The sequence below is a fragment of the Hansschlegelia beijingensis genome (genome assembly GCF_014196425.1).
Taxonomy (GTDB): Bacteria; Pseudomonadota; Alphaproteobacteria; order Rhizobiales; family Methylopilaceae; genus Methylopila; species Methylopila beijingensis.
Genome location: NZ_JACIDR010000003.1, coordinates 22,127 through 49,090 on the forward strand (window position 1 = coordinate 22,127; position 26,964 = coordinate 49,090).

Annotated in this window: 25 protein-coding genes and 1 tRNA gene; 23 read left to right on the top strand and 3 right to left on the bottom strand. The window is 68.9% G+C overall.

Annotation, left to right across the window (positions count from 1 at the left end; translation table 11 throughout):
• Positions 1–73 precede the first annotated feature (73 nt).
• From GGR24_RS10135 to GGR24_RS10150, 4 genes are all read left to right on the top strand, one after another.
• Positions 74–631 carry a recombinase family protein gene (locus tag GGR24_RS10135; RefSeq protein WP_183395252.1) on the top strand — a complete coding sequence of 186 codons (558 nt, stop codon included), beginning with the start codon at positions 74–76 and terminating at the stop codon, positions 629–631.
• Between the two features lie 182 nt (positions 632–813).
• Positions 814–2,652: an AAA family ATPase gene (locus GGR24_RS10140; protein ID WP_183395253.1), complete on the top strand. Its 1,839-nt coding sequence runs from the start codon at positions 814–816 to the stop codon at positions 2,650–2,652.
• Complete coding sequence (locus GGR24_RS10145; protein WP_183395254.1) at positions 2,649–3,557, top strand: ATP-binding protein; 909 nt, start codon at positions 2,649–2,651, stop codon at positions 3,555–3,557. The genes GGR24_RS10140 and GGR24_RS10145 overlap by 4 nt, the downstream gene beginning before the upstream one ends.
• Positions 3,538–4,767: a phosphotransferase gene (locus GGR24_RS10150; RefSeq protein WP_183395255.1), complete on the top strand. Its 1,230-nt coding sequence runs from the start codon at positions 3,538–3,540 to the stop codon at positions 4,765–4,767. The genes GGR24_RS10145 and GGR24_RS10150 overlap by 20 nt, the downstream gene beginning before the upstream one ends.
• A 90-nt stretch (positions 4,768–4,857) precedes the next feature.
• On the opposite strand, the gene GGR24_RS10155 is transcribed toward GGR24_RS10150, so the two are convergent.
• Positions 4,858–4,932 (bottom strand) — tRNA-Gly (locus GGR24_RS10155).
• A 387-nt stretch (positions 4,933–5,319) separates the two neighbouring features.
• Between GGR24_RS10155 and GGR24_RS10160 the strand changes: the two genes are divergently transcribed.
• The 8 genes from GGR24_RS10160 (at position 5,320) to GGR24_RS10195 (ending at position 14,214) form a co-directional block, all read left to right on the top strand.
• On the top strand, positions 5,320–6,060 hold the full coding sequence (locus tag GGR24_RS10160) for a hypothetical protein (protein ID WP_183395256.1): 741 nt from the start codon (positions 5,320–5,322) through the stop codon (positions 6,058–6,060).
• Positions 6,057–8,477 carry a T6SS phospholipase effector Tle1-like catalytic domain-containing protein gene (locus tag GGR24_RS10165; RefSeq protein ID WP_183395257.1) on the top strand — a complete coding sequence of 807 codons (2,421 nt, stop codon included), beginning with the start codon at positions 6,057–6,059 and terminating at the stop codon, positions 8,475–8,477. Before GGR24_RS10160 ends, GGR24_RS10165 begins: the two co-directional genes overlap by 4 nt.
• 60 nt (positions 8,478–8,537) lie before the next feature.
• Entirely contained in the window at positions 8,538–9,059 is a 522-nt protein-coding gene (locus GGR24_RS10170) for a prolyl-tRNA synthetase associated domain-containing protein (RefSeq protein ID WP_183395258.1), read from the top strand.
• A gap of 150 nt (positions 9,060–9,209) precedes the next feature.
• Positions 9,210–9,530: a 50S ribosomal protein L21 gene (rplU, locus tag GGR24_RS10175; RefSeq protein ID WP_183395259.1), complete on the top strand. Its 321-nt coding sequence runs from the start codon at positions 9,210–9,212 to the stop codon at positions 9,528–9,530.
• A 23-nt stretch (positions 9,531–9,553) separates the two neighbouring features.
• Positions 9,554–9,829 (top strand): 50S ribosomal protein L27, encoded by a 276-nt coding sequence (rpmA, locus tag GGR24_RS10180; protein WP_183395260.1) that lies wholly within the window; start codon positions 9,554–9,556, stop codon positions 9,827–9,829.
• 131 nt (positions 9,830–9,960) lie between these two features.
• Positions 9,961–11,127, top strand: a complete 1,167-nt coding sequence (locus GGR24_RS10185; RefSeq protein ID WP_183395261.1) for a GNAT family N-acetyltransferase — start codon at positions 9,961–9,963, stop codon at positions 11,125–11,127.
• A gap of 51 nt (positions 11,128–11,178) precedes the next feature.
• Positions 11,179–12,225, top strand: a complete 1,047-nt coding sequence (obgE, locus tag GGR24_RS10190; RefSeq protein WP_183395262.1) for a GTPase ObgE — start codon at positions 11,179–11,181, stop codon at positions 12,223–12,225.
• Between the two features lie 171 nt (positions 12,226–12,396).
• Positions 12,397–14,214 carry a calcium-binding protein gene (locus GGR24_RS10195; RefSeq protein ID WP_183395263.1) on the top strand — a complete coding sequence of 606 codons (1,818 nt, stop codon included), beginning with the start codon at positions 12,397–12,399 and terminating at the stop codon, positions 14,212–14,214.
• 48 nt (positions 14,215–14,262) lie between these two features.
• Here the strand turns inward: GGR24_RS10195 and ahpD are convergent, their stop codons facing one another.
• On the bottom strand, positions 14,263–14,808 hold the full coding sequence (ahpD, locus tag GGR24_RS10200; protein ID WP_183395264.1) for an alkylhydroperoxidase, AhpD family: 546 nt from the start codon (positions 14,806–14,808) through the stop codon (positions 14,263–14,265).
• An 82-nt stretch (positions 14,809–14,890) separates the two neighbouring features.
• Complete coding sequence (locus tag GGR24_RS10205) at positions 14,891–15,445, bottom strand: peroxiredoxin (RefSeq protein WP_183395265.1); 555 nt, start codon at positions 15,443–15,445, stop codon at positions 14,891–14,893.
• Positions 15,446–15,638: 193 nt separating this feature from the next.
• Between GGR24_RS10205 and GGR24_RS10210 the strand changes: the two genes are divergently transcribed.
• From GGR24_RS10210 to GGR24_RS10260, 11 genes are all read left to right on the top strand, one after another.
• Positions 15,639–16,565 (top strand): LysR substrate-binding domain-containing protein, encoded by a 927-nt coding sequence (locus GGR24_RS10210; RefSeq protein WP_183395266.1) that lies wholly within the window; start codon positions 15,639–15,641, stop codon positions 16,563–16,565.
• Between the two features lie 104 nt (positions 16,566–16,669).
• Positions 16,670–17,794 carry a glutamate 5-kinase gene (gene proB, locus GGR24_RS10215; protein WP_183395267.1) on the top strand — a complete coding sequence of 375 codons (1,125 nt, stop codon included), beginning with the start codon at positions 16,670–16,672 and terminating at the stop codon, positions 17,792–17,794.
• Positions 17,795–17,894: 100 nt separating this feature from the next.
• Complete coding sequence (locus tag GGR24_RS10220; protein WP_183395268.1) at positions 17,895–19,181, top strand: glutamate-5-semialdehyde dehydrogenase; 1,287 nt, start codon at positions 17,895–17,897, stop codon at positions 19,179–19,181.
• 115 nt (positions 19,182–19,296) lie between these two features.
• Positions 19,297–19,881 carry a nicotinate-nucleotide adenylyltransferase gene (locus tag GGR24_RS10225; RefSeq protein WP_183395666.1) on the top strand — a complete coding sequence of 195 codons (585 nt, stop codon included), beginning with the start codon at positions 19,297–19,299 and terminating at the stop codon, positions 19,879–19,881.
• Between the two features lie 130 nt (positions 19,882–20,011).
• Entirely contained in the window at positions 20,012–20,392 is a 381-nt protein-coding gene (gene rsfS, locus GGR24_RS10230) for a ribosome silencing factor (RefSeq protein WP_183395269.1), read from the top strand.
• Between the two features lie 11 nt (positions 20,393–20,403).
• Positions 20,404–20,886 carry a 23S rRNA (pseudouridine(1915)-N(3))-methyltransferase RlmH gene (rlmH, locus tag GGR24_RS10235; protein WP_183395270.1) on the top strand — a complete coding sequence of 161 codons (483 nt, stop codon included), beginning with the start codon at positions 20,404–20,406 and terminating at the stop codon, positions 20,884–20,886.
• A gap of 51 nt (positions 20,887–20,937) precedes the next feature.
• Entirely contained in the window at positions 20,938–22,227 is a 1,290-nt protein-coding gene (locus tag GGR24_RS10240) for a murein hydrolase activator EnvC family protein (protein ID WP_183395271.1), read from the top strand.
• Entirely contained in the window at positions 22,224–23,549 is a 1,326-nt protein-coding gene (locus GGR24_RS10245) for a S41 family peptidase (RefSeq protein WP_183395667.1), read from the top strand. Before GGR24_RS10240 ends, GGR24_RS10245 begins: the two co-directional genes overlap by 4 nt.
• A gap of 101 nt (positions 23,550–23,650) precedes the next feature.
• Positions 23,651–24,820 carry a divergent polysaccharide deacetylase family protein gene (locus tag GGR24_RS10250; RefSeq protein WP_183395272.1) on the top strand — a complete coding sequence of 390 codons (1,170 nt, stop codon included), beginning with the start codon at positions 23,651–23,653 and terminating at the stop codon, positions 24,818–24,820.
• Complete coding sequence (locus tag GGR24_RS10255) at positions 24,817–25,335, top strand: RNA pyrophosphohydrolase (protein ID WP_343066236.1); 519 nt, start codon at positions 24,817–24,819, stop codon at positions 25,333–25,335. Before GGR24_RS10250 ends, GGR24_RS10255 begins: the two co-directional genes overlap by 4 nt.
• A 15-nt stretch (positions 25,336–25,350) precedes the next feature.
• Positions 25,351–26,961, top strand: a complete 1,611-nt coding sequence (locus GGR24_RS10260) for an AMP-binding protein (protein ID WP_183395273.1) — start codon at positions 25,351–25,353, stop codon at positions 26,959–26,961.
• Positions 26,962–26,964 lie beyond the last annotated feature (3 nt).

Sequence of the window (26,964 nt, forward strand, 5' to 3'; positions counted from 1 at the left end):
CACATCTGAGTTGACGCAGCTATTTGTGACCCTGCTAGCGTCGAGCTTAAAGCTTGAAGTTACAGGGGCTGCCGTGGCGCGCATCGGATACGCGAGGGTGAGCACCCTCGATCAGGATCTCGCCAGCCAAATCGAGCGGCTACGCGCCGAGGGCTGCGAAATCATCCGGTCCGAGAAAGTGTCAGGCGCGAGCAGGGACGGCCGTGGCGAACTGGAGATCGTCCTCCAGTTCCTGCGATCAGGTGACGAGTTGGTGGTCGCCCGCCTCGATCGGCTCGGCCGCGACACTCGCGATGTGCTCAACATCATCCACGAGTGCGAAAGCCGAGGCGCCTTTGTCACCGTGCTTGATCCGCATGTCACGACGCGCGGAGAAATGGGGCATGTCATCCTGACGGTTCTTGGCATGGTCGCGCAGATGGAGCGGCGCTTCATCAAGGAGCGGCAGAAAGACGGGATCGAGCGGGCGAAGGCTTCAGGCCGTTACCTCGGCGGGAAGCGTCGCATCGATCGACATGTTGTGCGCGAACTGCTGGCGCAGGGGCAGAGCGTCGCCGCCGCGGCACGCACCCTCGGGTGCTCGCGGATGCAGATCTACCGCATCATCGGCGAGGCTCCCCCCGCCGTTTAGCGGCAGCTCGGCGCCAGAACTGACCCTCGGACTCGGTCTGAAACGAGACATTCGCACGTTTCTTGCCGCGGTCGGAAACGCCCCGCTCAGCCAGGTCGCGCAATGTTGCCCGCCAGATCGAAAGCCGGGGCGGCCTTTCAACGGGAGACCGTGTCGCGCTAAGGTTCTTTCGGAGAACCGACGTGCATATCAAACGAATTCAGATCGAAGAAGGCTTCCTGAGCGGGCTCGACTTGCGCCTGCCGTCGGGGCTGGTCGCTGTTATCGGCGCGCGAGGAACCGGGAAGACGTCGTTGATCGAGGCGATTCGATTCGGTCTGGGCGCCCGCAACCACACAAGCGAGGCCACCGCGGCGTCCGTTGAGCACGCCAAATACACGCTGGCTGGTGGTGAGATCACTATAACGCTGGACGACATCATCGAGGATGTTGTCGTGTCCAGGACGGCGGAAGATGACGAGCCGAGAGCCACCCAGGTGTTCCAACCTGCGATCATCTTCTCGCAAAAGGAAATCGAGACCATTGGGCTCAGCGAGGCAGGCCGGCTGAGTTTGCTGGACGGCTTTGTCCGCGACCGCGCGAAGCTTCGTGCCGAAGAGGCGGAGAAGGCCAACTCGATCAAGTCGCTCTACCGCGAGATCGCAAACCTAGAGAGCGAGATCGCCCGCACGTCTACGGGACTTGACGAGCTTCCGGCGCTTCGTGCCCAGATCGTGACGCTCGAAAGCCGGGCGACGGAGGTTAGCACGACGTCGGCGGCCACTGCAGAGAAGTCCACCCGGCTGGAGGCTTTGTCAGCCAGTTTGACCGCCATAGCCGTCAGGGCCGACACCCTAGAACGGTTCAAGCATCGTCTGGGCGAATGGGCTGACGCCCTCGACGATTATATGGACGACGACTTCGGTCCTGAACCTTGGGAAGGCGAAGCGGCGGTCGATCCTCTGGGTGCATTCCGAGCTGGCTACGACGACGCCCTTGGTCATGTCAAAACCGCCAGCACAAAGTTCAAGGCACTCGCTGCGCGCGTGGAGGCCTCGCGCTCCGCCGCTGCCGCCGACCGTCAGAAGGTCGAAGGCGAGGCCCGGACGCTGCGCGGTGATGTCGACAAGCTTGTCGAAGGCGCCGGCGCGATCACCCGCCAACTGGCGGCGACGCGTAGCCGGGTCGCCCAGCTCGAAGCCTTGGAAAAGGTTATTATCGACCGACGGAGCCGGTTGGCGTCGCTGCGGCTTCGGCGCGATGGGCTGCTGAACGAACTAGAGGCTGTACGAGATAAACGCTTCCGCGCGCGCGTGATTGTGGCCGACAGACTGAATGCAGCACTTGGGCCGCGCATCGGCGTAGCCGTGGAGAAGTTCGGTCAGTATACTGAATACACGCGCGCGCTGACCGAAGCCTTTCGCGGAAGCGGCCTAAAATACAACGACTTGGCAACCTCGATCGCCGAGGCGGTCAGTCCGCGCGAGCTGGTGCGGCTCGTAGAGGAACAGGCGTTCTTGGAGTTGGCTCAAGCCGCCGGGCTTCCGCGTGACCGAGCGGCACGCGCGCTCGGTGTGCTGCAGGAAACTGGGCTGGGCGACATCGTCACCTGCGCCATTGAGGACAACGTGCGCCTGCGTCTCCTCGACGGAGCGGAATACAAAGACATCGCCTCCCTTTCGGCGGGACAGCGCTGCACGGTGATCCTGCCGATAGTCCTGCAGCACGACGAGCGGGTGCTGATGATCGACCAGCCGGAGGATCACATCGACAACGCCTTCATCACGGACAGCCTCATTAAGGCGATCCGGGCGCGGTCTCCAAATTCCCAGCTCATCGTGTCGACCCACAACGCTAACATCCCCGTGCTCGGTGATGCGAAGCTGGTCGTTCAGCTCATATCGGACGGCCGCAACGGCTCCGTCGAGGTGTGCAAGCCACTCGACGATGACGCGGCCGTGAAAGCGATCACGTCGCTCATGGAAGGCGGGATCGAGGCGTTCAGGAACCGGGCTACGTTCTACGACGCGCACCTTCCATGACGCGCGATGAGGCGACGACGGCTCTTAGTTCTGACGCGACCGAAGTCCGACTGAGGGGCGCACGATTCTTTTCACGTGTCGCCGAGGCGGATGACCTCCCTAGGATCAAGGCGGCCTTAAAACGCGAAACGGTGCCTTGGATCAAACGCGCGCTCCTGTCGGCCGTCGCGCGGGCTGAGAAGGTGCCAGGACCCCAACGGATCGTAGAGGCACCGGCTTCTGACGAGCTGGACGGTTTGGACGCTCAGAAGATCTTCGCGAAGGCGGCCGAAGAAGTCGCCGAAAGCCTCATCCATGAACTCGCGCCAGTCGTCGGCCTCCTTCGGGTCGTCCTGCCGAGGGAGTTGAACGGCGCCTATGACACGTCGAAGTCACGTCTGTATCTCGATCAGCTCCATGGGCTGATGACGGCGATCCGCGACCTCAAGCGCGCGAACGCTGTCCCCACCTACAAGGACTTTCTGCTCGGTGAACTGATTGCCTCGATCATCGAGGCCGCGCCCAACCCGGAAGGAGTAGCGATTCAAACGGCAGGACCGGCCCGGCTGGTGGTCTCAGCTGACAAGGAACAACTGCGCCTCGCGATCAGCAACGGTCTCCGAAACGCGCTGGAGGCGGTGCGCCTCTACTCGATAGCTACACCGCCCCGGATCGTCATCACGTGGGGCTCGACCCAGAGCGACAACTACGTCGTCATCAAGGACACTGGTCCAGGCTTCAAAGGTGACCCTTCGGCCGCTCTCAAGCTCGGTGCGACGAGCAAGAGCGGCCATGTCGGTTACGGTCTAGCTCTCGCGCAGCAGGCCATGCTGTCCATGCAGGGTGACATCGCATTAAAGAACGACGAGGACGGCGCGCACTTCGAAATCCGTTGGTTCAGAGACAATGAAGATCCTGTTCGTTGAGGATCATCTCAGTTTCGGCCCCTCCATGGCCGAAATCCTGCGGGGAGTTGCGGGCGTCGAGCGCGTGGACCTGTGCCGCAGCAAGGCTGTGGCGCTGGAGGCGCTGTCGCAGGACTTCTATGACCTGCTTATCCTCGACCTGACCATCCCAGCAAATGAAGGCGACCTGGACATCGCGCCAGTCCACGGTCAGGCCGTCTTCTACAAGGCCATCAAGGTCTGTCCCGGTATCCCGATCTTCATCCTGACCGGGTCGGAGATGGACGACTTCATCAAGGACCTGGTGCGCCACGGCGAGCAGGCGGACCTCTGGGGGTCGCGCGTGAAGAGAAACACCCTCGACTACTTCGAGAAGGAGAACGCCGACCGCCTCTTCACCGAGGTCGAGCATGTGGCGCGCGAGGTCAGCGCCGTGAACGCGATCACGATCAACACGCGCGGCAAGCAGCTTGGTCTTTCGGCCGGAGCCGAGCGATGCATCCGCGTCGCGGCTCGGCGAACCGGCGCCGCCATCGCCGAGGTGGTTCCGCTCAGCGGCGGCTTGTCGAGAGCGCGGGTCGTACGCGCGACGATGCGCAATGAGGCCGACCAGGTGCTCCAAGGTACGGTGGCGAAGCTCGGCTCCTTGGAGGAAATCCAGATCGAGATTGCCGCCTTCGACAAAGACGCCAAACGCCTGCCGCTCGGGTTCTACCCGCCGATCACTGATACCATCGAAAAAGGAGCCTGCGGCGAGGCCGCAGTGTTCTATGCCTTGGCGGAAGGGTACGCGCGATCATTGTTCGATCTACTGGCACAAGACGAAGCCGCAGCCGTCGCGGCCGTAAATCTGGTTCGAGACCGGCTTGGCATTTGGATCAAGGCGAAAGGGATGCGCAAAGGCACCGTGGCGGATGCCAGGAGGCGCATCCTTTGGGACCGGACATGCGAGCAGATCGTCGCCGACAATGGCCTCGATATCGCCGACGTCGAGGCCAAGCCACTCAGCTTCGGAGAGTGCTGCCTACATGGCGACTTGCACGGGATGAACATCTTGTTCGATGGCTCGGGTCAGCCGGTGCTCATCGACTTCGGAGATGTTGGGGTCGGTTCGTCATGCGTCGATCCCGTGACACTCGAACTAAGCACGGTCTTCCATCCGGACGCTGTGCGCCTTGCCGTGCCGATCGTCCATGACGTGCCAACCGCATGCAACAAAGGCCAAACGTAACTGACACCCCAACTTGCACCCCAAAAGGGAAAAAAAGAAAAGGGCCGCTTTCGCGGCCCGTCGTAAGTCGTTGCATTTTCTGTTGAAAACTGGAGCGGGCGAAGGGATTCGAACCCTCGACCCCAACCTTGGCAAGGTTGTGCTCTACCCCTGAGCTACACCCGCTTGAAGTCCGTCCCGCGGGTGGGTGCCCCGCGAGACGCGCTCTATGCCGCAACGCGATCTGGATTGCAAGACGGATTTGTCGGCCGCCGCAAGCCGCGACGACGTCGGCCGCAGGACGCCTAGGGGCGCAAGGGTTCCGCCCTTTTTGGGGTTGGTCCCGGAGGGTCCAGGTCGGCGCTCCGGAGGCGCTGGCGGGCTGAGATCGACCCCGAGAATCGCGCAACGCCCCCGCTTCCAAGCCCGCGCGGTCGCTCGCGCGTCAACTAAAGATTGTAATTGCGCCCCTCGGCCGGGCGTGTAAAACTTTAAGTTGTGTACAGGCGGGGTTGTAACCCCCGCTTGGCCGGGGGGCGCCGGAGGGGCGCGGACGAACGACGGGGCGGGGGAATGATGCCCATCTGGAGAGCGGCGCCGACCATCGCGGCCGCTGCGACGCTCGCCGCGTGCAGTTCGGCGAACCAGCGCGTGGCGCATGCGGATTTCGGGACCACGAAGGCGCTGGCCACGACCGGCGCGCTGCGGCTCGTGACGGAGCGGGCGAGGCCCGGCTACCAGCCCGTGGTCTGCTCTGAGCCGAGCCCCGACTATGCGGTCGCTTTCGGCCGGACCGCAAAGGCCACGCTGGTCGTCAACGGCGCGGCGCCTCCGCCGGAAGCGACCGTCGGCGCCGCCACGGCGGCGGCGGCGGGCGCCCCGGTCGGAAGCGGCGCGGCCGGGTTCGACGGCTCGACCACCGAGGAGGTCCACAAAGGAGACGGGCGCGCGGCGGCGGTGCTCGCGCTGCGCGACGGCCTCTATGCGGCGTGCCAGAGCTACGCCAACGGGATCATCGGGCATGACGCCTATGCGGTGATCCTCAGCCAGTACGGCCACCTTCTGGTGGCGCTGTTGGGCGGGCGCGCCGATCCGGCGAAGCCCGGAGCGGTCACCGTGGCCACCGCGGACGCGCGCAAATCGACGCTCTCGACGCTGCTGGTCGCCTGCGTCAGCGGCCATGACAGGACGCGGATCGGCTCAGGGGGGCCGAACCCGATCCTCACCACGACCTTCTGCCGGAACGTGATGGCCGCGGCCCTCCGGCAGGCGACGGGGCCCGAAAGCAGGCGGGCGACCGCCATCGCCAAATGAGCGCGTACGGCGGGTCGCGGCGGCCCTGCAACATCGTCGTGCTCTCCGACGGCACCGGCAACAGCTCGGGGGCCCTGTTCCGCACCAATGTGTGGAGGCTTTACAAGGCGCTCGACCTCGAGGACCGGCAGAACCCTCCGGAGCCGCGCCAGTTCGCGCTCTACGACGACGGCGTCGGGACGTCATGGTTCAAGCCGCTCGCGCTGATCGGCGGGGCGTTCGGCTACGGCCTCGCGCGCAACGTGCGGGAGCTCTACGCCTTCGTCTGCCGCACCTATCAGCCCGGCGACCAGATCTACGTCTTCGGGTTCAGCCGCGGCGCCTTCACGGTGCGCTTCCTGCTCGGGCTGATCTACCGCCAGGGCCTCGTGCCCTATGACGGCGACGAGGCGCAGTTCCAGGCGGACGTCACGGCGGCCTACCGGGCCTATCGGGCCGAGCGTTTTCACACCATCTTCCGACATGAGCGGATATTCCGCGCGATCCGCGACGCGGCGATCGCGGCCAAGAACCTCGTCACAGGGACGAAACCTTATCGGCGGCTCGATCAGTCGAGGCTCGGCCGCTGGGGGACCGACCCGATCCCGATCCGATTCCTCGGGGTCTGGGACACAGTCGCGGCCTATGGCCTGCCGATCGAGGAGCTCACCCGCGCGGTCGATCGCTTCGTCTGGCCGATGTCCTTCCGCCACCGGGAACTCGGCAAGTCGGTGAAAGCGGCGTGCCACGCGCTTGCGCTGGATGACGAGCGCCAGAGCTTTCATCCGCTGCTCTGGACGGAGGCCAAGCCGGAAGACGCCGCACGGCTGCGGCAGGTCTGGTTCGCCGGGGCGCACAGCGACGTCGGCGGCGGCTATCCGGACGACGCCGCGGCCTATGTGCCGCTGAACTGGATGATCGAGGCGGCGGCCGCCGCCGGCCTGCGCTTCCTCCCGGAGGTGCGCGCCGACTATCTGACCCTCACGGACGAGAACGGGCTGCTCCACGACAGCCGGACGGGGCTCGCCGGCTACTACCGCTACAAGCCGCGCCGCATCGAGAGGCTGCTGCGGGCCGACGCCGGCAAGGTGGAGATCTCCCGGATCAAGGTCCATGAGAGCGCCCTGCGGCGCATCCGCGTCGGCGAGGACGCCTATGCGCCGATCGTGCTGCCGGACAATTTCATCGTCGAAAGGATCGACGGCCGCATCGAAACCGGCGACGCCTATCTGGGCCATGGCGAATGGAGCCGGCTCGCGGAGGCGCGCGAGGACGTCTTCAACATCGTCTGGCTGCGCAGGCTCGCCTACTACCTGACGCTTTGCTGCACTCTGTTCCTGGGGCTGATGCCGCTGTGGTGGCCCGGAACGCCCGACGGCGCGTGCCGATCGGCGCTGTGCTGGATCTCGCCGATCTTCGCGCCCGTCAGGGCGTTCACCCCGGCCTTCGCGGGGACGTGGCTGGACTCCTTCGCGGCCAATCCCGGGATCTTCCTCGTCGGCTTCGCCGGGGTGGTGATCGGCCTGTCCTGGGGCGCGGCCCTGCAGCGTTCGATCGGGACCGCCATGCGGGCGGTCTGGTACAGCATCCTCAAAACCCGGCCGCCGCATCTCGGGAATCCGGTCAAGCCCAGGACGCCGGGCCTTGCGCAGCGGCTGATCCGCCGGCTGCGGCTCTTGCCCGGCTACGAGGCGACGGTGCGTGTCCTGGCGCGCGAGGTCATGCCGGCCATCGCGTTCGCCGCGGCGCTGTTCGTGGCGCTCGGCGTGGGGGCGAAGGCCTGGTTCTCGGTCGACAGCGCCCGGGGCCGCGTCTGTCTGGGCTCGCCCGATCCGAAGCCGCTCGGGCCGGGGGCCGTGACCGCGCCGGCGCCGTTCCTCACCAGCGAGCCCTGCATGGCGACGGGCGTGAAGCTTCTCGAAGGCGGCGCGTACCGGCTGACCTTTTCGGTTCCGGCCGACCGGGGGTGGTTCGACGCGAGCTTGCCCGCCGGGCCGTACGGGAACGATCCGGAGGCCGAGGGCGCGGCCCTCATCACGCCGTTCGTGCCCTACCGGCGGCACTGGGGCCAGAACTGGTTCAAGCCGATGGCCAGGATCGGCTCCCACGGCACGGACGTCTATCCGCTCACCCCTCGGCCGTCGGCCGCGCTGGCCTATCCGCCCGGTCCGCCGCCAGCCGATCAGCCGCCGATCTCCTGTCCGGCGGCGCCCTCCGCCGAGCTCTCCTTCGCGACCGAGATCGTCGCGCGCACCACGGGCGAGCTGTTCCTCTACGTCAACGACGCGATCTGGCCGGGCATACCTTTCCTGTCGGACCGCTACGGCGCCTATCGCAACAATCGCGGCGGCGCCTGCGTGACCGTGGAGCGGCTCGTCGCGCCGGTCATTACGCCGGACGGCGTCGGGGTCTCGCAGAACCTTTCGGAGCGCTCCTGACGCGGTTTGTCATCGCGCCCGCTTCCCGCTATCCGGCTTTCGGGCAGTGGGAAGGGCGCGATGACGGCGACGCGGACGGAGCTGATGGCCTATCTGGACGCGCTCGGCGTCAGGACCTCGACGATCGAGCACCCGGCGGTGTTCACGGTCGCCGAGTCGGCCGCCCTGAGGGGCCGGATCGCTGGCGGCAAATCCAAGAACCTGTTGCTCAAGGACAAGAAGGGGCGGCTGTTCATGCTGAGCGCGGAGGACGACGCCGCGATCGACCTCAAGCGGCTGCACGAGAAGCTCGGCGCGCAGGGCCGCCTGTCGTTCGCTTCCGCGGATCAGCTTCGCGCGGTGTGGGGCGTCGAGCCGGGCTCGGTGACCCCGTTCGGGGCGATCAACGACCGCGACGGCCTCGTGACGGTGGCCCTCGACGCCGCCCTGATGGCGCATGACACCGTGAACTTCCATCCGCTCGAGAACACCGCCACCACCGCGATCGCGCCCGGCGACCTCATCCGGTTCCTGCAGGCGACGGGCCATGAGCCGATGGTGGGAGCCTTCGCGGACCCCGCTGTGGCCGAGGCCGGGGATTGACCCGGGAAGGTCCGATCCTGTAGAAGCGCGCGATCGGCGCGGTGGGTCTCCTATCCGCGCCTTTCCGTTTGGGAACAATCCCGGACTGAACAAAAAGCCGCGCCAGGGACGACCGGTCCCGGAGCCCGGATCGAACACAGGAACTTCAAAATGTTCGCAGTCATCAAGACCGGCGGTAAGCAGCACCGGGTCGTCGCCGACGACGTGCTGACCGTCGGCAAGCTCGACGGCGACGTCGGCTCCAAGATCACTTTCGGCGAGGTTCTCGCCATCGGCTCCGGCGACGACATCACGATCGGCGCGCCGCTCGTCTCGGGCGCCTCGGTCGCGGCCGAGATCGTCGAGCACGCGCGCGGCCCGAAGGTCATCGCCTTCAAGAAGCGCCGTCGCCAGAACTCCAAGCGCAAGCGCGGCCATCGCCAGGACTACACGATCGTCAAGATCGTGAGCCTCGACGGCGCGAAGAACTGAACGGCTGAGGCAGGAGAGACCAGATGGCTCACAAGAAGGCAGGCGGCTCCTCGCGCAACGGCCGCGACTCCGAAGGCCGGCGCCTCGGCGTCAAGAAGTTCGGCGGCGAGAACGTCGTTCCGGGCAACATCATCATCCGCCAGCGCGGCACCAAGTGGCACCCGGGCGCGAATGTCGGCATGGGCAAGGACCACACCCTGTTCGCGACCGCGACCGGCAAGGTTCTGTTCGTCTCCAAGGCGAACGGCCGCACCTATGTGAACGTCGCCACGGCCGTCACGGCCGAAGCTGCGGAATGACGGCGGGCTGACGCCACGCAGCCGCCGGGCGCCTGACCCTCCGGCGGCGAAAACTCAGACCGAAAGGTCCGGGACGACGGGGGAGACGGGACGCCGTTCTCCCCCGTCGCCGTTTCAAGGGTCTGGTCTCCATGTCCGCGCGCATCGCTTTCGATGACGGTCTGCTCGCCGAGGATTGCCTCACGGCTGTGCCCGGCGTGCGCCTTCGGCGGCTGACGCCAGCGGACGCCGCCGCGCTCGCCGCCGGACTGAACGACCTCGAGGTCTCCAAGAACCTGGTCGCGGTGCCGCACCCTTACGGGCCCGAGGACGCCGCGGTGTTCCTCAAGGGGCCGGCGGCTTCGCCGCACATGCTTTGCGCGGGCCTCTGGGTGGACGACAGCTTCGCGGGCTGCGTCGCGATCGACGCGACCGCGGGGTTCCCGGAGCTCGGCTACTGGCTCGTCCGCGCCCATTGGGGCCGCGGGATCGTCTCGGCCGCGACGCGGGCGATCGTCGATCTCGCCTTCGGAGCGACGCGGATCGAGAAGATCGTCTCCGGCCACTTCGTGGACAACGCGGCCTCGGCGGCGGTGCTCAGGAAGCTCGGCTTCAAGCCCGCCGGGGTCGTGGAGACCCGCTCGCGGGCCCGCGCCGAGCCGGTGCGACTCGTCGCGATGAACCTGGACCGGGAGACCTGGGAGGCGGATCGGCCGACGATCGAGACGTCGCGGCTGGTCATGCGGCCGCCCCTGATGACGGACGCGGAAGAGATCGCCGCGCTCGCCAATGACGGCGGGCTGCCGCTGACCACGGCGGCGACGCCGCGCGTGCGCCGGCCCGAGGAGGCGCGCGCCTTCGTGCTCGAGGCGCTGCGCCGCGGCTTCCCGCGCGAGGCGAGCTTCTGCATGCGGCTCAAGGAGGGCGGCGCGCTGGTCGGCGGCGTCGGATGGCGCGAGGCGGGCGCCGACGAGGTCGAGCTCGGCTACTGGCTGGGCGCGGACCATCGTGGCGTCGGGCTCGCGACCGAGGCGGCCCGGGCAGCCCTCGAGGCGGCGTTCGAGACCACCGGGGCCGCGACCGTGAAGGCGTGCTGCCGGCTGATCAATTCCGCCTCGCGGGGCGTGCTGGAGCGGTGCGGGTTCCAGTGGGCGGGCGCGGGCCATATGCGCGCGCAGACCTCCGGCGGTCCGGCTCCTGTCGACCGGTTCCGGCTGGAGCGTGAGGTGTTCTTCTCGCTCAAGGCCTGGGGGGCGGCGGCCATCCGCACCGGGCAGGCGCCCGGGCCGTCCGCCCGGCGCCCTGTCGCTCTCGGCTGAACCGGCCTACATCAAACGCTGGCGCGCGACGCCAAAACGACTGGACCGATCATGAAATTCCTCGACCAGGCCAAGATCTATGTGCGCTCCGGCGATGGCGGCGCTGGCTGCGTCTCCTTCCGGCGCGAGAAGTTCATCGAGTTCGGCGGTCCTGACGGCGGCGACGGCGGGCGCGGCGGCGATGTCATCATCGAGTGCGTCAACGGCCTCAACACGTTGATCGACTACCGGTTCAAGCAGCATTTCAAGGCCAAGACCGGCGTCCATGGCATGGGCAAGAACCGCACCGGCGCGAACGGAGCCGACGTGGTGCTCAAGGTGCCGGTCGGCACGCAGGTGCTGGACGAGGACGAGGAGACGCTGCTCGCCGACCTGACCGAGGTCGGCCAGCGCATCGTGCTCGCCAAGGGCGGCAATGGCGGCTTCGGCAACGCCTATTTCAAGACCTCGACCAACCAGGCGCCGCGGCGCGCCAATCCGGGGCAGGAGGGCGAGGAGCGCTGGATCTGGCTGCGGCTGAAGCTGATCGCCGACGCCGGCCTGGTGGGGCTGCCCAACGCCGGCAAGTCCACCTTCCTGGCGGCCGTCTCCGCCGCCAAGCCCAAGATCGCGGACTATCCGTTCACGACCCTGCACCCGAACCTCGGCGTGGTCGGCGTCGACGGACGCGAATTCGTGATGGCGGACATTCCCGGCCTGATCGAAGGCGCGCATGAGGGCGTGGGGCTCGGCGACCGCTTCCTCGGCCATGTCGAGCGCTGCCGGGTGCTGCTGCACCTCGTCGACGGAACCTGCGAGCACGCGGGCGAGGCCTACAAGGTGGTGCGCCGGGAGCTCGAGGCCTATGGCGGCGGTCTGACCGACAAGCCGGAGATCGTCGCCCTGTCCAAGGCCGACGCGCTTTCGCCCGAGCTGCGCAAGGAACAGCTCGCCCGCCTGAAGCGGGCGGCGAAGCAGACGCCGATCGCCCTGTCCTCGCTGTCGCGCGAGGCCATCGAGGACACGCTGCGCCGGCTGCTCGCCGTCATCGACGAGGCGAAGCAGCAGGAGGCTGCGGAAGCCATGCCGAAGGTCGCCGAAGAGGCCTGGCGGCCCTAGCGCCGACGTCGGCTCGGGCTCGGGGGAGCAGATCCCGGCGATCCCCGCTCCCGGGTCTGCTTCCAGATCCTTCTGGTCGACTGACAATATCTAAGTCGTCGACAGGTCTATTCTGTGCGCCTAGCCTGCTGAGCTTGCCCATGGCGGGTCTCACAGGAGGTCTGTGCAATCATGCCGATCATCTCAAGCGACTACGACGCCGGCAATGCGGACGGCTACACGATCAGCGGCTTCAACGTGCATCTCACCATCAAGGCGGGCGTGGCGCTGACGGCCAGCGCCGGCTACTCGGGCGTCAACATGGGGAGCGGCGGCTTCAACTGGGTCCAGAATGACGGGGCGATCAATGCCGGCGGGGGAATAGCGACCTTCGGCTCCGAGTCGTTTATCTGGAACAGCGCGTCCGGCCGCATTTTCGCGTACAATGGCATATACTGCAGTGGAGCAAGCAGTGATATTGTCAATGACGGAAGTATAAATGCGTCGGGGTGGGCCGTCAACGTAACGTCAGCCAACAACACATACGTTGCAAACAACGGTTACATCACTGGTTCTTCAGGTATTTTCTGCCAGAATTCGAGTGGAATTGACATATCAAATTCCGGACTCGTGCGTGGGTCGAATTACTCGGTTGAGGTGAGTAGCGGCGGAACAGTGCGGCTCACCAACAGCGGCACGCTCGAGGGCCACGCCACTTTCAGCAACGAGAGCACGACGTTCCGCAACACCGGTCACGTCGAAGGGTCCGTAGCGCTGTCAGGGGCCGGCGGGAATGTTTTCGACGGCCGCGGCGGAACGGTCAGCGGCTCGATCGCGAGCGGCGCGGGCGCGGACTGGCTGATCGCTGGCAATGACGGCGCGTTGATCAGCGGCGGGGGAGGAAACGACACGATCAGCGGCGGCGCCGGGATCGACTTCCTGGATGGCGGCGATGGTCTCGACACGCTCGATTTCGCGTTTTCGACATTCGGCGTCACGATCAATCTCGCCAACGGGGGCGGCTACGGCGACACCTATATCGGGTTCGAGAACGTCTCCGGCTCGGGCTTCGCCGACACGCTGCGCGGCGACGGCGGAGCGAACGCGCTGAGCGGCCAGGCCGGGGCCGACAAGCTCTATGGCCTCGCCGGGAACGACACGCTGGACGGCGGCAGAGGCGCGGACCGCATGGAAGGGGGCGGCGGCGCCGACACCTACTATGTCGACAATGCGGGCGACGTGGTGATCGAGGCCAACGTCGCCGGGGTCGACACGGTGAACGCCTCAGTCACGTTCTCGCTCGCTGGGCAGTACGTCGAAAACCTGGTGCTGACCGGATCGAGCGTCATCAACGGATCCGGCAACGCCATGGCGAACCGGCTCACCGGCAACGCCGCAGCGAACGACCTCGACGGCGGCGCGGGGGCGGACACCATGACGGGCGGCCTCGGCGACGACGACTACTATGTCGACAACGCAGGGGACCGGGTCATCGAGACCAAGGACCAGGGGCTCGACCGGGTCTATTCCTCGGTCACCTTCTCGCTCGCCGGGCAGCACGTCGAACGCCTCGCCCTGACCGGGTCGGGAAACATCGACGGCACGGGCAACAGCCTCGACAACCTGCTGGTCGGAAACGCGGGGGCGAACCTGCTCGACGGCGGCGGCGGCAAGGATCGCATCGCCGGCGGGGCGGGCGCCGACACCTTCGCGTTCACGACCGCCATCAAGGCCTCGAACGTCGACACCATCACCGACTTCGTGGCGGCGGACGACACGATCCGGCTGGAGAACGGCGTGTTCGTCGGGCTCGCGACAGGGGCGCTCGCCGCCGGCGCGTTCTACGCCGGGGCGGCCGCGCACGACGCCGACGACCGCATCATCTACGATCAGGCGTCGGGCTCGCTGTTCTTCGACCGCGACGGGACGGGAGGCGCCTATGCGGCCGTTCGTTTCGCGATCCTGGAGAACAACGCCGCCATCACGGCGGCCGATTTCGTGGTCGTCTGAAGTCGCGGATGATCCCGGCCGCGCCGGCCGGGATCATCCGCCAGCTGTTCAGGCCGCGAGCGCTTCCGCGCCCGCATCAGCCGCCTCGAGCGCGATCGCCGCGGAGGCGATGATCGCGGCGAAACGCACGGCGGTCTGGATCTTGTCGCTGCCGACGCCGGCCTTGCGCAGCGTCTCCTCATGCGCGTCGATGCACATGCCGCAGCCGTTCATCGCCGAGATCGCGATCGACCAGAGCTCGAAGTCGACCTTGTCGACGCCGGGATTGCCGATGACGTTCATGCGCAGCTTCGCCGGCATGGACTGGTAGTCCTTGTTCGCCGCGAGGTGCACGAAGCGGTAGTAGACGTTGTTCATCCCCATGATCGCCGCCGCCGACTTGGCGGCCGCCAGCGCGGCGGGGGAGAGCTTCGGCGCGGCTTCGCCGATCAGCGCGTCGCGCAGCTGCGGGTTGCGGGAGGCGATGCCGCAGGCGACGAACAGGCCGTATTTCTGCTGGTCGGTCAGCGTCTCGTCGCCCGCCATCGAGGACAGGTTGAGACGGACGTCCTTGGCGAAGTCAGGGATCTGTTGCTTCAGCGCTTCGATCGACATGACGGTGTCCTCAGAGTGCGTGAACCGGAGCCCGCGCGCGCTCGTAGCGCGCGCGGGGCAGGGCGGAGCGTCGAGGGCCGGATCAGGCGGCCTTCAGCGTCTCGCCGCCGACCTGGCGGTTGCACGGGCAGAGCTCGTCGGTCTGCAGCGCGTCGAGCACGCGGAGCGTGTCCTTCGGCGCGCGGCCGACATTGAGGTTCGTCGCGTAGACGTGCTGGATCACGTTGTCCGGGTCCACGACGAAGGTGTAGCGGTACGGCACGCCATCCGCGGAGCGGACGCCGAGGCCGTCGATCAGCGAGCCGTTGGTGTCGGCGAAGGACCAGATCGGGAGCTTGTCGAGGTCGGCGTGGTTGCGCCGCCAGGCGAGCTTGCAGAACTCGTTGTCCGCCGAGCCGCCGAGCACGACCGCGTCGCGGTCCTCGAAGTCGGAGGCGAGGCGCGCGAACTCGGCGATCTCGGTCGGGCACACGAAGGTGAAGTCCTTCGGGTAGAAGAAGATGATCTTCCACTTGCCCGGGAAGCTCTCCGCCGTGATCGGCTCGAACGCCGAAACCCCGTTCTCCTCGTGATTGTTGAAGCCGGGCTTCACGCCCGTGACGGTGAAGTCGGGAAGCTTGTCGCCAATGCCCAGCATGTGTCCGCTCCGAATAGGGTCCTGAACCATGTCCGGCCGGGCGCGCACGAGGTCGCGCCGCCGCCGGCTGCTCGCCCTCCGGCTCGCATGCGCGCGAGCAGTAATCCAACCGATAAAACGGAAGTGTTGGATCGGTTTTTTCGATAACTTCGCCGGCGACCCATTCACGCCTTGATTCCGAGGAGATTGCGCGGTGCTGAACGTGAGCCTCCGCCAGCTGCGGTATTTTGTAGCTCTTGCGGAAACGGCCTCCTTCTCGAAGGCGGCAAGGCGGGTCGGCGTCAGCCAGTCCACGCTCAGCGGCGCGATTCAGGAGATGGAGACGGAGCTCGGCGCGCGGCTTGCGGAACGCGCGGGCCGTCGATTCGAACTCACCGCCGAGGGCGCCCTGCTCGCCGCGAGGGCCTCGGAGATCCTCGCCGAGGTGGAGGACCTGCCGTCGCTGCTCGCCCGCGCCGGAAGACCGTTGACCTCTCGGCTGAGGCTGGGCGTCATCCCCTCGGTCGCGCCGTTCCTGCTGCCCCGCGCCTTGCCCAGCATCCGCGGCGCGTTTCCCGAACTGGCGATCTCGGTCCGCGAGGGCCTGAGCCGCTCGCTGATCGCGGACATCCGCACCGGCGAGCTCGACGCCGCGATCATCGCGCTGCCTTTCACGGCCCACGGCCTCGCGGTCGAGCCGTTCTGGCGCGACCGTTTTCTGCTCGCCGTGAACAGCCGCCACAGGCTTGCGCAGCGCGGGGAGATCGCGGCGGAGGAGCTCGCCGAGGAGCGCGTGCTGCTGCTCGAGCCCGGGCACTGCCTGCGCGACCAGGTGCTGTCGCTGACCGGCGCGAGCTTCGCGCATGAGGGCGGCGACCTGAAGGCCATGAGCCTGATGACGCTGGTGCAGATGGCGGCGAACGACCTCGGCGTCACCTTCCTGCCGGAGATCGCGATCGCGGCCGGCATTGCGGAGGGCGCGCCGCTGGCGCTGATCCCGTGCCGCGGCGAACGCTCGTCGCGCGAGCTCGCGCTGATCTGGCGGGAGCGCGCGAGCCGCGCCCCGGAGTACCACGTGCTGGCCCGCCATCTGGGCGAGCTGTGCAGGGCGCATTTCGGCGGCGGGACGCGCGCGGAATGATCCTCGACCGCCGGCCGCTTGAAACCGGCACCGCTTCTAACCTATCGATCCCGCGATCCGTGACGGCGCGCCGCCCGCCGTCCTCCAGCAGAAAACCTTGTCCCGTGACCGCGCCTTCGCTCGCCTCCTTCCGCCGCATCGTCGTCAAGATCGGCTCCGCGCTGCTGGTCGATCGCGAGGCGGGCGCGCTGAAGCGCGACTGGCTGGAAAGCCTCGCGGCCGATCTCGCCCGCCATGCCGCGCGCGGCGCGGAGATCATCGTGGTCTCCTCCGGCTCGATCGCGCTCGGCCGCACCGTGCTGGGCTTTCCCGGCGGCGCGCTGCGGCTCGAGGACAGCCAGGCCGCCGCGGCGGTCGGCCAGATCGCGCTCGCCCGCGTCTGGAGCGAGGTGCTGGGCGCGCACGGCATCACGGCCGGGCAGATCCTTCTCACGCTCGGCGACACCGAAGAGCGCCGACGCTACCTCAACGCCCGGGCGACGCTCGCCCGCTTGCTGGCGCTCAAGGCGATCCCGGTCGTCAACGAGAACGACACGGTGGCGACGTCGGAAATCCGCTACGGCGACAATGACCGGCTCGCGGCGCGCGTGGCCTCGATGGCCAGCGCCGACTGCCTCGTCCTGCTGTCCGACGTCGACGGGCTCTACGACGCCCCGCCGGACCGCGACCCGAACGCGCGACACATCCCGATCGTCGAGCGCGTCAACGCCTCCGTCGAGGCGATCGCCGGCGGCCCGGCCTCGGAGCTGTCGCGCGGCGGCATGCGCACCAAGGTCGAGGCCGGCCGCATCGCGACCGGGGCCGGGGCGCATATGCTGATCGCCTCCGGGAAGGTGATGAGCCCGCTCGGCGAGGTCGAGCGCGGCGGGCGCTGCACCTGGTTCCTGCCGCACGAGAACCCCGGCCAGGCGCGCAAGCGCTGGATCGCCGGCGTGCTGGCCCCGCGCGGCTCGATCTACGTGGACGCCGGCGCGGCCTCCGCGCTCAACCGCGGCCGCAGCCTGCTGCCGGCCGGCGTCACGCGGGTCGAGGGCCATTTCAGCCGCGGCGACGCGGTCGTGGTGCGCGCCCCCGACGGCGTCGAGGTCGCCCGCGGGCTGGTCTCCTACGATTCCGGAGACGCCAACCGCCTGCTCGGAAAGCCCTCGGCCGAGATCGAGAAGATCCTCGGCTTCAAGGGGCGCCCGGCGATCATCCACCGTGACGACCTGGTGCTGACCGGGGCGTGAGGCGCCGGGGTCACGAAGACGCAACCCGGCCCGGCCGGGGCGCGTGATGACGAGCCGGCCCAAAAGCGCTACGTGAGCAGTCCGTTTCGAGGAGGCCCGCATGACGGCCGTCGCCGAACTCAGGACCGATGACGTCTCGACGCTGATGCGCGATGTCGGACGGCGCGCGCGCGCCGCCTCGCGCGTGCTGGCGCTTGCGCCGCGCAGCGCCAAGGACGCCGCCCTGCTGGCGGCCGCGCGCCGGCTGCGCGAGACGGAAGCGGCGGTTCTCGACGCCAACGCCGCCGACGTCGCCGCCGCGCAGGCCGCCGGGGTGGCGGCCTCGTTCATCGACAGGCTGACCCTGACGCCCGCGCGTCTCGCCGGCGTGGCGGACGCCCTCGAGGTGGTCGCCGGGCTGGCGGATCCGGTCGGCGAGACCATCGCGGCGTGGACGCGGCCGAACGGGCTCGCGATCGAGCGGGTCCGCACGCCGCTCGGCGTCATCGGCGTGATCTATGAGAGCCGGCCGAACGTCACGGCGGACGCCGGCGCGCTTTGTCTCAAGGCCGGCAACGCCGCGATCCTGCGCGGCGGCACCGACAGCTTCCGCTCCTCCGCCGCGATCGTCGAGTGCATAGCCCACGGCCTTCGCGAAGCCGGCCTCCCTGAGGACGCCGTGCAGTTGGTCCCGACCCGCGACCGCGCCGCGGTGGGCGAGATGCTCGCGGGACTTGGCGGTGATCTCGACGTCATCGTGCCGCGCGGCGGCAAGGGTCTCGTGGCTCGCGTCCAGGCCGAGGCGCGCGTGCCGGTGTTCGCGCATCTCGACGGCAACAATCACGTCTTCATCGCCAAGGGCGCCGATCTCGACATGGCGCGCTCCATCGTCCTGAACGCCAAGATGCGGCGGACGGGCGTGTGCGGCGCGGCCGAAACGCTGCTGGTCGACCGCGCGGTCGCCGGCACCCATCTGGTCCCGCTGGCGCAGGCCCTGATCGCCGCCGGCTGCGAGATCCGCGGCGACGCCGAGACGCGTCGCGCCGTTCCGGAGGCGCGGCCCGCGACCGAGGAGGACTGGCGCACCGAGTATCTCGACGCGATCATCGCGGTCCGGGTGGTCGACGGGCTCAACGGCGCGCTGGCGCATATCGAGGCCTATGGCTCGCATCACACCGACGCGGTGGTGACCGAGGACGCCGCGATCGCCGAGCGCTTCCTGCGTGAGGTCGACAGCGCCATCGTGCTGCACAACGCCTCGACGCAGTTCGCGGACGGCGGCGAATTCGGCTTCGGCGCCGAGATCGGCATCGCCACGGGAAGGCTGCACGCCCGCGGGCCGGTCGGCGTGGAGCAACTCACCTCGTTCAACTATCGCGTCCGGGGCCAGGGCCAGACGCGGCCGTGAGGCGAGGGGACGGCCGCCTGCCGCCTGCGGCGGCGCTTTCTTGAGCCGGGTCGCGCGGCTGCGCCTTCCCGGCGGACGCACCGGGCTGCCCCGGCTGCCGCCGCACGCGCCCGGCATGACGATCGGCCTGTTCGGCGGCACGTTCAATCCGCCGCATGAGGGCCACCGCCGCGCCAGCCTGCTGGCGCTGCGCCGGTTGGGCCTGGACCAGGTCTGGTGGCTGGTGACGCCCGGCAATCCGCTCAAGAACAACGACGCGCTCCCGCCGCTGCCCCAGCGCATGGAGGCGGCGCGGCGGGCGGCGGCGCATCCGGACATCTCGGTGTCGGACGCCGAGGCCGCGATCGGGGTGCGGTTCACCTATGACGCGATCGCCTATCTGGCCGCTCGCTGCCGGGGGGTCTCGTTCGTCTGGATCATGGGCGCCGACAACCTCGAGAGCTTTCACGGCTGGCAGCGCTGGCGGGAGATCGCCGACCTGGTCCCGATCGCCGTGGTGGACCGGCCCGGGGCGACCTTCTCGCCGTCCTCGCGGGCCGCGCACGCGCTGGCGCGCTACCGCGTGCCGGAACGGCAGGCGCGTTCGCTGTCCCGCATGAAGCCGCCCGCGTGGTGCTTCCTGCACGGTCCGCGCTCCGCGCTGTCGTCCACGATCCTGCGCAAGGAAGCGCTGCATCCTGGGCAGAACGCGCCGACGTGAAGATGCCGCGGTTGAAATGTCGCAGCCTCAGGGCGTATGTTAAGCATTGGCCGGAGCTGGATTCCGGCCTGAGGACGGCAGACGGAAGGCTAAAACTCTGTCCACCATAGCGCTGAAGGAGACGTCCGACATGGCGTCTCACATCGGCGCCGGAGCGCCCGCAGCGGCGAACCCGGCGTTGCTTCACCTCATCCTCGACGTGCTCGACGAAAACAAGGCTGAAGAGACCGTGGTCATCGACCTGCGGGGCAAATCCGCCTTGGCCGATGAGATGGTCATCGCCTCCGGGCGGTCGAACCGGCACGTCGGCGCGATCGCCGACAAGCTGGTCGAGGAGATGAAGAAGGGCGGTCACGGCAAGGTCGTGGTCGAGGGACTGCCACACTGCGACTGGGTTCTGATCGATGCGGGCGACGTGATCGTCCATCTGTTCCGCCCGGAAGTGCGCGCGTTCTACAATCTCGAGAAGATGTGGTCGGCGGGTCGTCCCGTCGAAGGCGCACTCTCCTGATCTGAGGGCGCATGCGGCTCGTGATCGCGGCGGTCGGCCGTCTCAAGGCCGGGCCGGAGCGTGAGCTTGTCGCCCGCTATGTGGAGCGCGCCGGGCAGATCGGCCGCTCGCTCGGCCTCGACGCGCCCGAGATCATCGAGCTCGAGGAAAGCCGCGCGCGCCGGCCCGAGGATCGCAAGCGCGACGAGGCGGAGCGGCTGCGGGCGGCGCTCGATGCGCGGTTCTCGATCTGCGCTCTCGACGAGCGCGGCAAGACCGTGTCGAGCGAGGCCTTCGCGGCCGATGTCGGCCGGCGCCGAGACGACGGCGCCGCGGGGCTGGCTTTCGTGATCGGCGGCGCAGACGGCTTCTCGGCCGAGTTCCTGGCGGCCGCGGACATGCGGCTCGCCTTCGGGGCCATGACCTGGCCCCACCAGATCGTCCGCATCCTTTTGGCGGAGCAAATCTACCGCGCCGCGACCATCCTGGCCGGCCACCCCTACCACCGCAGCTGACACGCTCTCGTGGTTGACGAAGGCTTAACGGCGGGCGTTTCAAATGGCCCGATGACGTCACGGCCGCTTCGCGCTCTGCTGATCTGTCTCGCCCTCGCCGGAGCCGCCTCGGCCGCGCGCGCCGAGACGACGCCGGCCTCCGAGGCGGCCGCGCGGCAGCGCGAGGCGCTTGAACAGGCGCGCCAGAGCCTCAAGGAGACGCAGGAGCGCCGCCAGCGGCTGGCCGCCGAGATCGAGGCGCTGAAGGGCGAGCGCGGCAAGCTGCAGGCGAGCCTGGTCGACACCGCGACCTCCATCCGCGAGCGCGAGCGGCAGGTCGAGGAGCGGGCGGGGCGGATCGGCGACCTCGGTGAGTCGGAGCGCCAGCTCAAGGCGTCGCTGGAGCGCCGCCGCGGGGTTCTGGCGGACGTGATCGCCGCCCTTCAGCGCATGGGGCGGCAGCCGCCGCCGGCGCTGCTGGTCCGTCCGGACGACGCGCTCGAGGCGATCCGCTCCGCGATCCTGCTGGGCGCCGTGGTTCCCGACATGCGCGCGGAGGCCGAGTCGCTGGCCTCGGATCTGCGCGAGATGGCGCGCCTGAAGGAGATGTTGACCAGCGAGCGCGACGCGATGGCGGGCGAGCTCAAGCAACTCGGCGAGGAGCGCGAGCGGCTCGCCGCGCTGGTCGACGAGCGCCAGCGCCAGCTCGGCCAGCGCGAGGGCGACCTCTCGGCGGAGGCCAGCAAGGCGGCCACGATCGCGCACAATGTCAGCGACCTTGAGGCGCTGATCGCGCGCATGGAGCAGGAGCAGGCGGCCCGCGCGGCGGCTGAAGCCGCCAAGACGCCTCCTGCCGCGCCGGGGGGAGGACGTGATCTTGCAGCGTTGCAAAACTCGGCTCGGCTGGCGCCCGCGATTCCATTCGCCGAGGCGCGGGGCATGCTGCCGCTGCCGGTTGCGGGCAAGCGCCTGCGCACCTTCGGTCAGCGCAACCCCTCCGGCGGCGAGGAGCAGGGCGTTTCGTTCGCGGCTGCGCCGGGGGCGTCGGTGACCGCGCCCTCCGACGGGTGGGTGGTCTACGCCGGACCGTTCCGGTCCTACGGCGAACTCTTGATCCTGAACGCCGGCGGCGGCTATCATATCCTTCTTGCGGGAATGGAGCGCATCACGGTCGGCTTGAATCAGTTCGTCCTTGCAGGCGAACCCGTGGGAACGATGCGCGGCGAAGCGAGCCCGTCCGGACAGGCGGCGACTTCCCCCACCGCACGGCCCGTGCTCTACGTCGAGTTCCGCAAGGATAGGGGAACGATCGACCCGTCGCCCTGGTGGGCCGGGACCCCTGGCGAAAAGGTAGGCGGATAATGCGGAAAGTTTCCCTGATCCTTTTCGGAGCGGTGATCGGCGCGTCTGCCGCCGGAATGGCCCTGCAGCCGCGCGCCTTCTTCGGCTCCGTCGCCGAGGCCGCCGGCGCCGCCGACACCTATCGCCAGCTGAACCTGTTCGGCGATGTGTTCGAGCGGGTGCGGGCCGACTATGTCGAGAAGCCCGACGACGCCAAGCTCGTCGAGTCGGCGATCAACGGCATGCTGTCGGGGCTCGATCCGCATTCCAGCTACATGGACGCCAAGGCGTTCAAGGAGATGCGCACCAACACCGACGGCGAGTTCGGCGGTCTCGGCATCAAGGTCCAGATGTTCGAGAACGCGATCCGCGTCGAGGGCGCGATCGACGACACCCCGGCCGCCCGCGCCGGCATCCGGGCCAAGGACGTCATCACCAAGCTGGACGGCGAGCCGGTGGACGGGCTGAGCCTGGAGCAGGCGGTCGACAAGATGCGTGGTCCGGTCAACACGCCGATCACGCTGACCATCCAGCGCGAGGGGCAGGAGAAGCCGCTCGAGGTCAAGATCGTCCGCGACAAGATCAAGCTCGACTCGGTCAAGTGGGAGCTCGCCGGCGACGACATCGGCTACATCCGCGTCAGCCAGTTCAACGCCACCACCTTCGAGGGCCTGAGCAAGGCCATCGACCAGATCTCCGACAAGGCGGGCGACAAGCTCAAGGGCTACGTCGTCGACCTGCGCAACAATCCGGGCGGGCTGCTCGACCAGGCGATCGCGGTGTCGGACGCGTTCCTGGAGCGGGGCGAGATCGTCTCCACCCGCGGCCGCAACCCGGACGAGTCGCAGCGCTTCAACGCGCGCTCGGGCGACCTCGCCAAGGGCAAGCCGGTGATCGTGCTGATCAATGGCGGCTCGGCCTCCGCGTCGGAGATCGTGGCCGGCGCCCTGCAGGACCAGAAGCGCGCGACCATCCTGGGCACGCGCTCCTTCGGCAAGGGCTCGGTGCAGACCATCATCCCGCTGGGCACCGCCGGCGCGATCCGGCTGACCACGGCGCGCTACTACACGCCCTCCGGCAAGTCGATCCAGGCCAAGGGCATCATGCCCGACATCGAGGTCGGGCAGGACATCCCCGACGACGTCAAGGGCAAGGACGAGACCAAGGGCGAGGCGGGCCTGAAGGGGCACCTCAAGAACGGCGAGCAGGAGCAGTCCGGCTCTTCGGCCTACATCCCGCCGGAGCGCAAGGACGACAAGCAGCTGAACTACGCTTTCGACCTGATGCACGGCATCCAGTCGAACGCCAACTTCCCGCCGCAGAACAAGACCAGCGCGAACTGAGGCGCGGTCGCCACGCTCTGACGCATTCACGGCCGTCGGGAACCAAGTTCTCGGCGGCCGTCTCGCGAATCCGTTAGACTCGTCCGCGATCGGCGGGCCTCATGACGCAGGACGACCTCGAAAAGCCGCTCATGCCGCGCGCGGGACGCAAGTCCCTGCGTCCGCGGTCGCGCGTCGACGGCGCGTTGGCGCTGGCCTGCGTGGTCGGGGCGACGCTCGCCTTCGTGGGTCTGTGGGCGATGCTGGCGGACGATCCGCTCGGCGGCGAGCCGGTCGCGGTCGCCGCGATCGAGCGCCGCGCGCCGCCGCCCCCCGCCCAGCCCGGCCAGACGACGCCCACGCCCTCTCAGCCAGGCGCCGGCGTTCGTGACGGCGTTCCGATCGTGCGGCCCGGCGACCCGATGCCGAAGGCGGGGCCGGTGATCATCCGGATTCCCGGCGCCGACGATCAGGCTGCCGACGGCCAGGCCCCGTCCTCCGCGATCCAGACCGCGCTGCTCGAGGACAGCCGTTACGGGCCGCTGCCCCGGATCGGCGCCGACGGCCGACGGCCGCTCGACGTCTACGCCCGGCCGCAGCTGGCGACCGCCGCCAAGGCCCGGGTCGCCCTGATCGTCGCCAATCTGGGCGTGAGCCGCGAGGCGACGGAGACCGCGACGGGCTCGCTGCCGGCTCCGGTGACGCTCGCCTTCTCGCCCTATGGCAAGGACGTCGGCGAGCAGGTCGAGAAGGCGCGGGCGCGCGGCCACGAAATTCTCATCCAGGCGCCGATGGAGCCTTACGGGTATCCGGGCAACGACACCGGTCCGCAGACGCTTCTGACCAGCCTGCCGGCCCCCGCCAATCTCGAACGCCTGCGATGGGCGCTCGGTCGGGCGAAAGGCTATGTCGGGGTGGCGCCGCTCGGCGGCGGCAAGTTCCTGGAGACGGACGCCGCTCTGACGCCGATGTTCACCGAACTCGCGCGCCGCGGCGTGATGTTCGCCGCCCCGGCCGGCGGCGAGAGCCGCGCGGACGTCGCCGCCGCGCAGGCCGGGCTGGTGCATGCGCGCCCTGCGACCCAGATCGACCTCGTGGCCGAGGCCTCCGCGATCGACGCCGCGCTCGCCGATCTCGAGCGCGCCGCGAAGGCGGACGGGACCGCGGTCGGCTGGGCGACCGCTTCGCCGCTCAGTCTCAAGCGCATCGCCGCCTGGGCGGAGAAGCTCGCCGACCGCGGCGTGGCGCTGGCCCCGATCAGCGCGGCGGTTCGGCCGCAGGGGCCGTCGTGACGCCGCGCGACGGGGGCGGAAACGGGTCCGCGCGGCTTCCCTACCGGCGCTGCGTCGGGGTGATGCTGCTCAATCGGGATGGTCTGGTGTTCGTCGGCAAGCGGCGGGGCGGCCAGCACGACCCGGACAAGATGGATTACCGCTGGCAGATGCCGCAGGGCGGCATCGACCGAAACGAGGATCCGCTGGCGGCGGCGAAGCGCGAACTGGTCGAGGAGACAGGCGTCCGCTCCGTCGAACTGCTCGCCGAGGCGCCGGAGTGGTACTGCTACGACTTCCCCCCAGAGGTGCTGGCGCGCACCCGCTCCGGAAAATTCGCCGGCCAGACGCAGCTCTGGTTCGCCTTCCGGTTCACCGGCGACGATTCCGAGATCGACCTCACGCCGCCCGGCCACAAGCCGGAGTTCTCCGAGTGGCGCTGGGCGCCGATGTCGGAGCTTCCGGGGATGATCGTGCCGTTCAAGCGCTCGGTCTATGAGAACGTGGTTCGCGCCTTCGCGCATCTCGCCGGCTGACGGGCGACGGCCCTGATGGCTGCGGCGGATCCGCATGAAAGTCTGCGCCGGCGTTTCCGCTGGCGCCTGCCGGCGCGCTTCAGCATAGCGGAGGCGATCTGCGACCGCTGGGCGCTGCGGAGCCCCGGCCGGACGGCGCTCCTGACCAAGCGTCCCGGAGAACCGCTCGTCGCCACCAGCTATGGCGCGCTGCGCGACGCCTCCCAGGCGCTCGCCGCCGCGCTCGCCCGCCGGGGCGTCGGGCGCGGCGACCGGGTGGCGATCTTCCTGCCGCAGGGCGCGGAGGCCGTGGCGGCGCATGTCGCCACCTCCCGGCTTCGGGCGATTGCGACGCCGCTCGCGCTCGCCTTCGGCCCGGACGCGCTGTCGTTCAGGCTGAGGGATTCGGGCGCGCGGGCGCTCGTCACCTGCGCGGCGGGGCTCGCCCGGCTGCGCCAGGTCGACGAGCCGCTGCCCGCGCTCGAGACCATCGTGTCGACCGACGGCGCGGAGGGGGATGCGCTCGACTACGCGGCCCTGCTGGCGGCCGGCGGCGGCGTAGAGCCGGTCGCCGGATCGCCCGACGATCCGGCGCTGATGATCTACACGTCAGGCACCACGGGGCCGCCGAAGGGCGCCCTGCACGCCGCGCGCGTGCTGCTCGGCCACCTTCCGGGTTTTCGCATGACGCATGACGGCTTTCCGCGCCCTGGCGATCTCGCCTGGACGCCGGCCGACTGGGCTTGGGCCGGCGGCCTGCTCAACCTGCTCGCGCCTGCGCTCCATCACGGAGTCCCTGTGGTGGCGCAGCCCGCCGCCAAGTTCGATCCGGCCGGCGCATTCGCGCTGATCGAGGAGACTGGCGTGCGCAACGCCTTCATCCCGCCGACCGCGCTGCGGATGATGGCGCAGGTCGAGGGGCCGGGGGGCCGGCTGCGGGCGCCGCTCCGCAGCCTTGTCTCGGCGGGCGAACGGCTGAGCGAGGCCGCCTTCGAATGGGCGCCGGAAGCGCTGGGAGCGCCGGTCAACGAGGTCTACGGCCAGACCGAGTGCAACTATGTGCTCGCCTCGGCGGCCGCCCTCGGCGTCTCGAAGCCCGGGTTCACGGGCAAGCCGGTCCCCGGGCACAGGGTGGCGGTTCTGGACCAAGAAGGCCGCGCGTGCGCGCCCGGCCAGGCGGGCGAGATCTGCATCCGCGCGCCCGACCCGGTGATGTTCCTCGAATACTGGCGCCAGCCGGAGGCCACCGCCGCCAGGTTCCGCGACGGCTGGCTGACGACCGGGGATCAGGCCTTGGTCGACGAGGAGGGCTATTTCCGCTTCCTCGGCCGCGACGACGACGTGATCACCTCGTCCGGCTACCGGATCGGGCCGAGCGACATCGAGGACTGCCTCGCCCGCCACCCCGCGGTCGCGCTCGCCGCGGTCGTCGGCAAGCCGGACCCGCTGCGCACCGAGATCGTCAAGGCGTTCGTGCAGCTGAGGCCCGGCGCTTCGCCCAGCGCTGAGCTCGCGCGCGAGCTCAGCCGCTTCGTGCGGGAGCGGCTGTCCGCGCACGAATACCCGCGCGAGGTCGCCTTCGTGGAGGCGCTGCCGCTCACCACGACAGGCAAGCTGATCCGTCGCGCGCTCCGGGACGCGGAGTGAGCG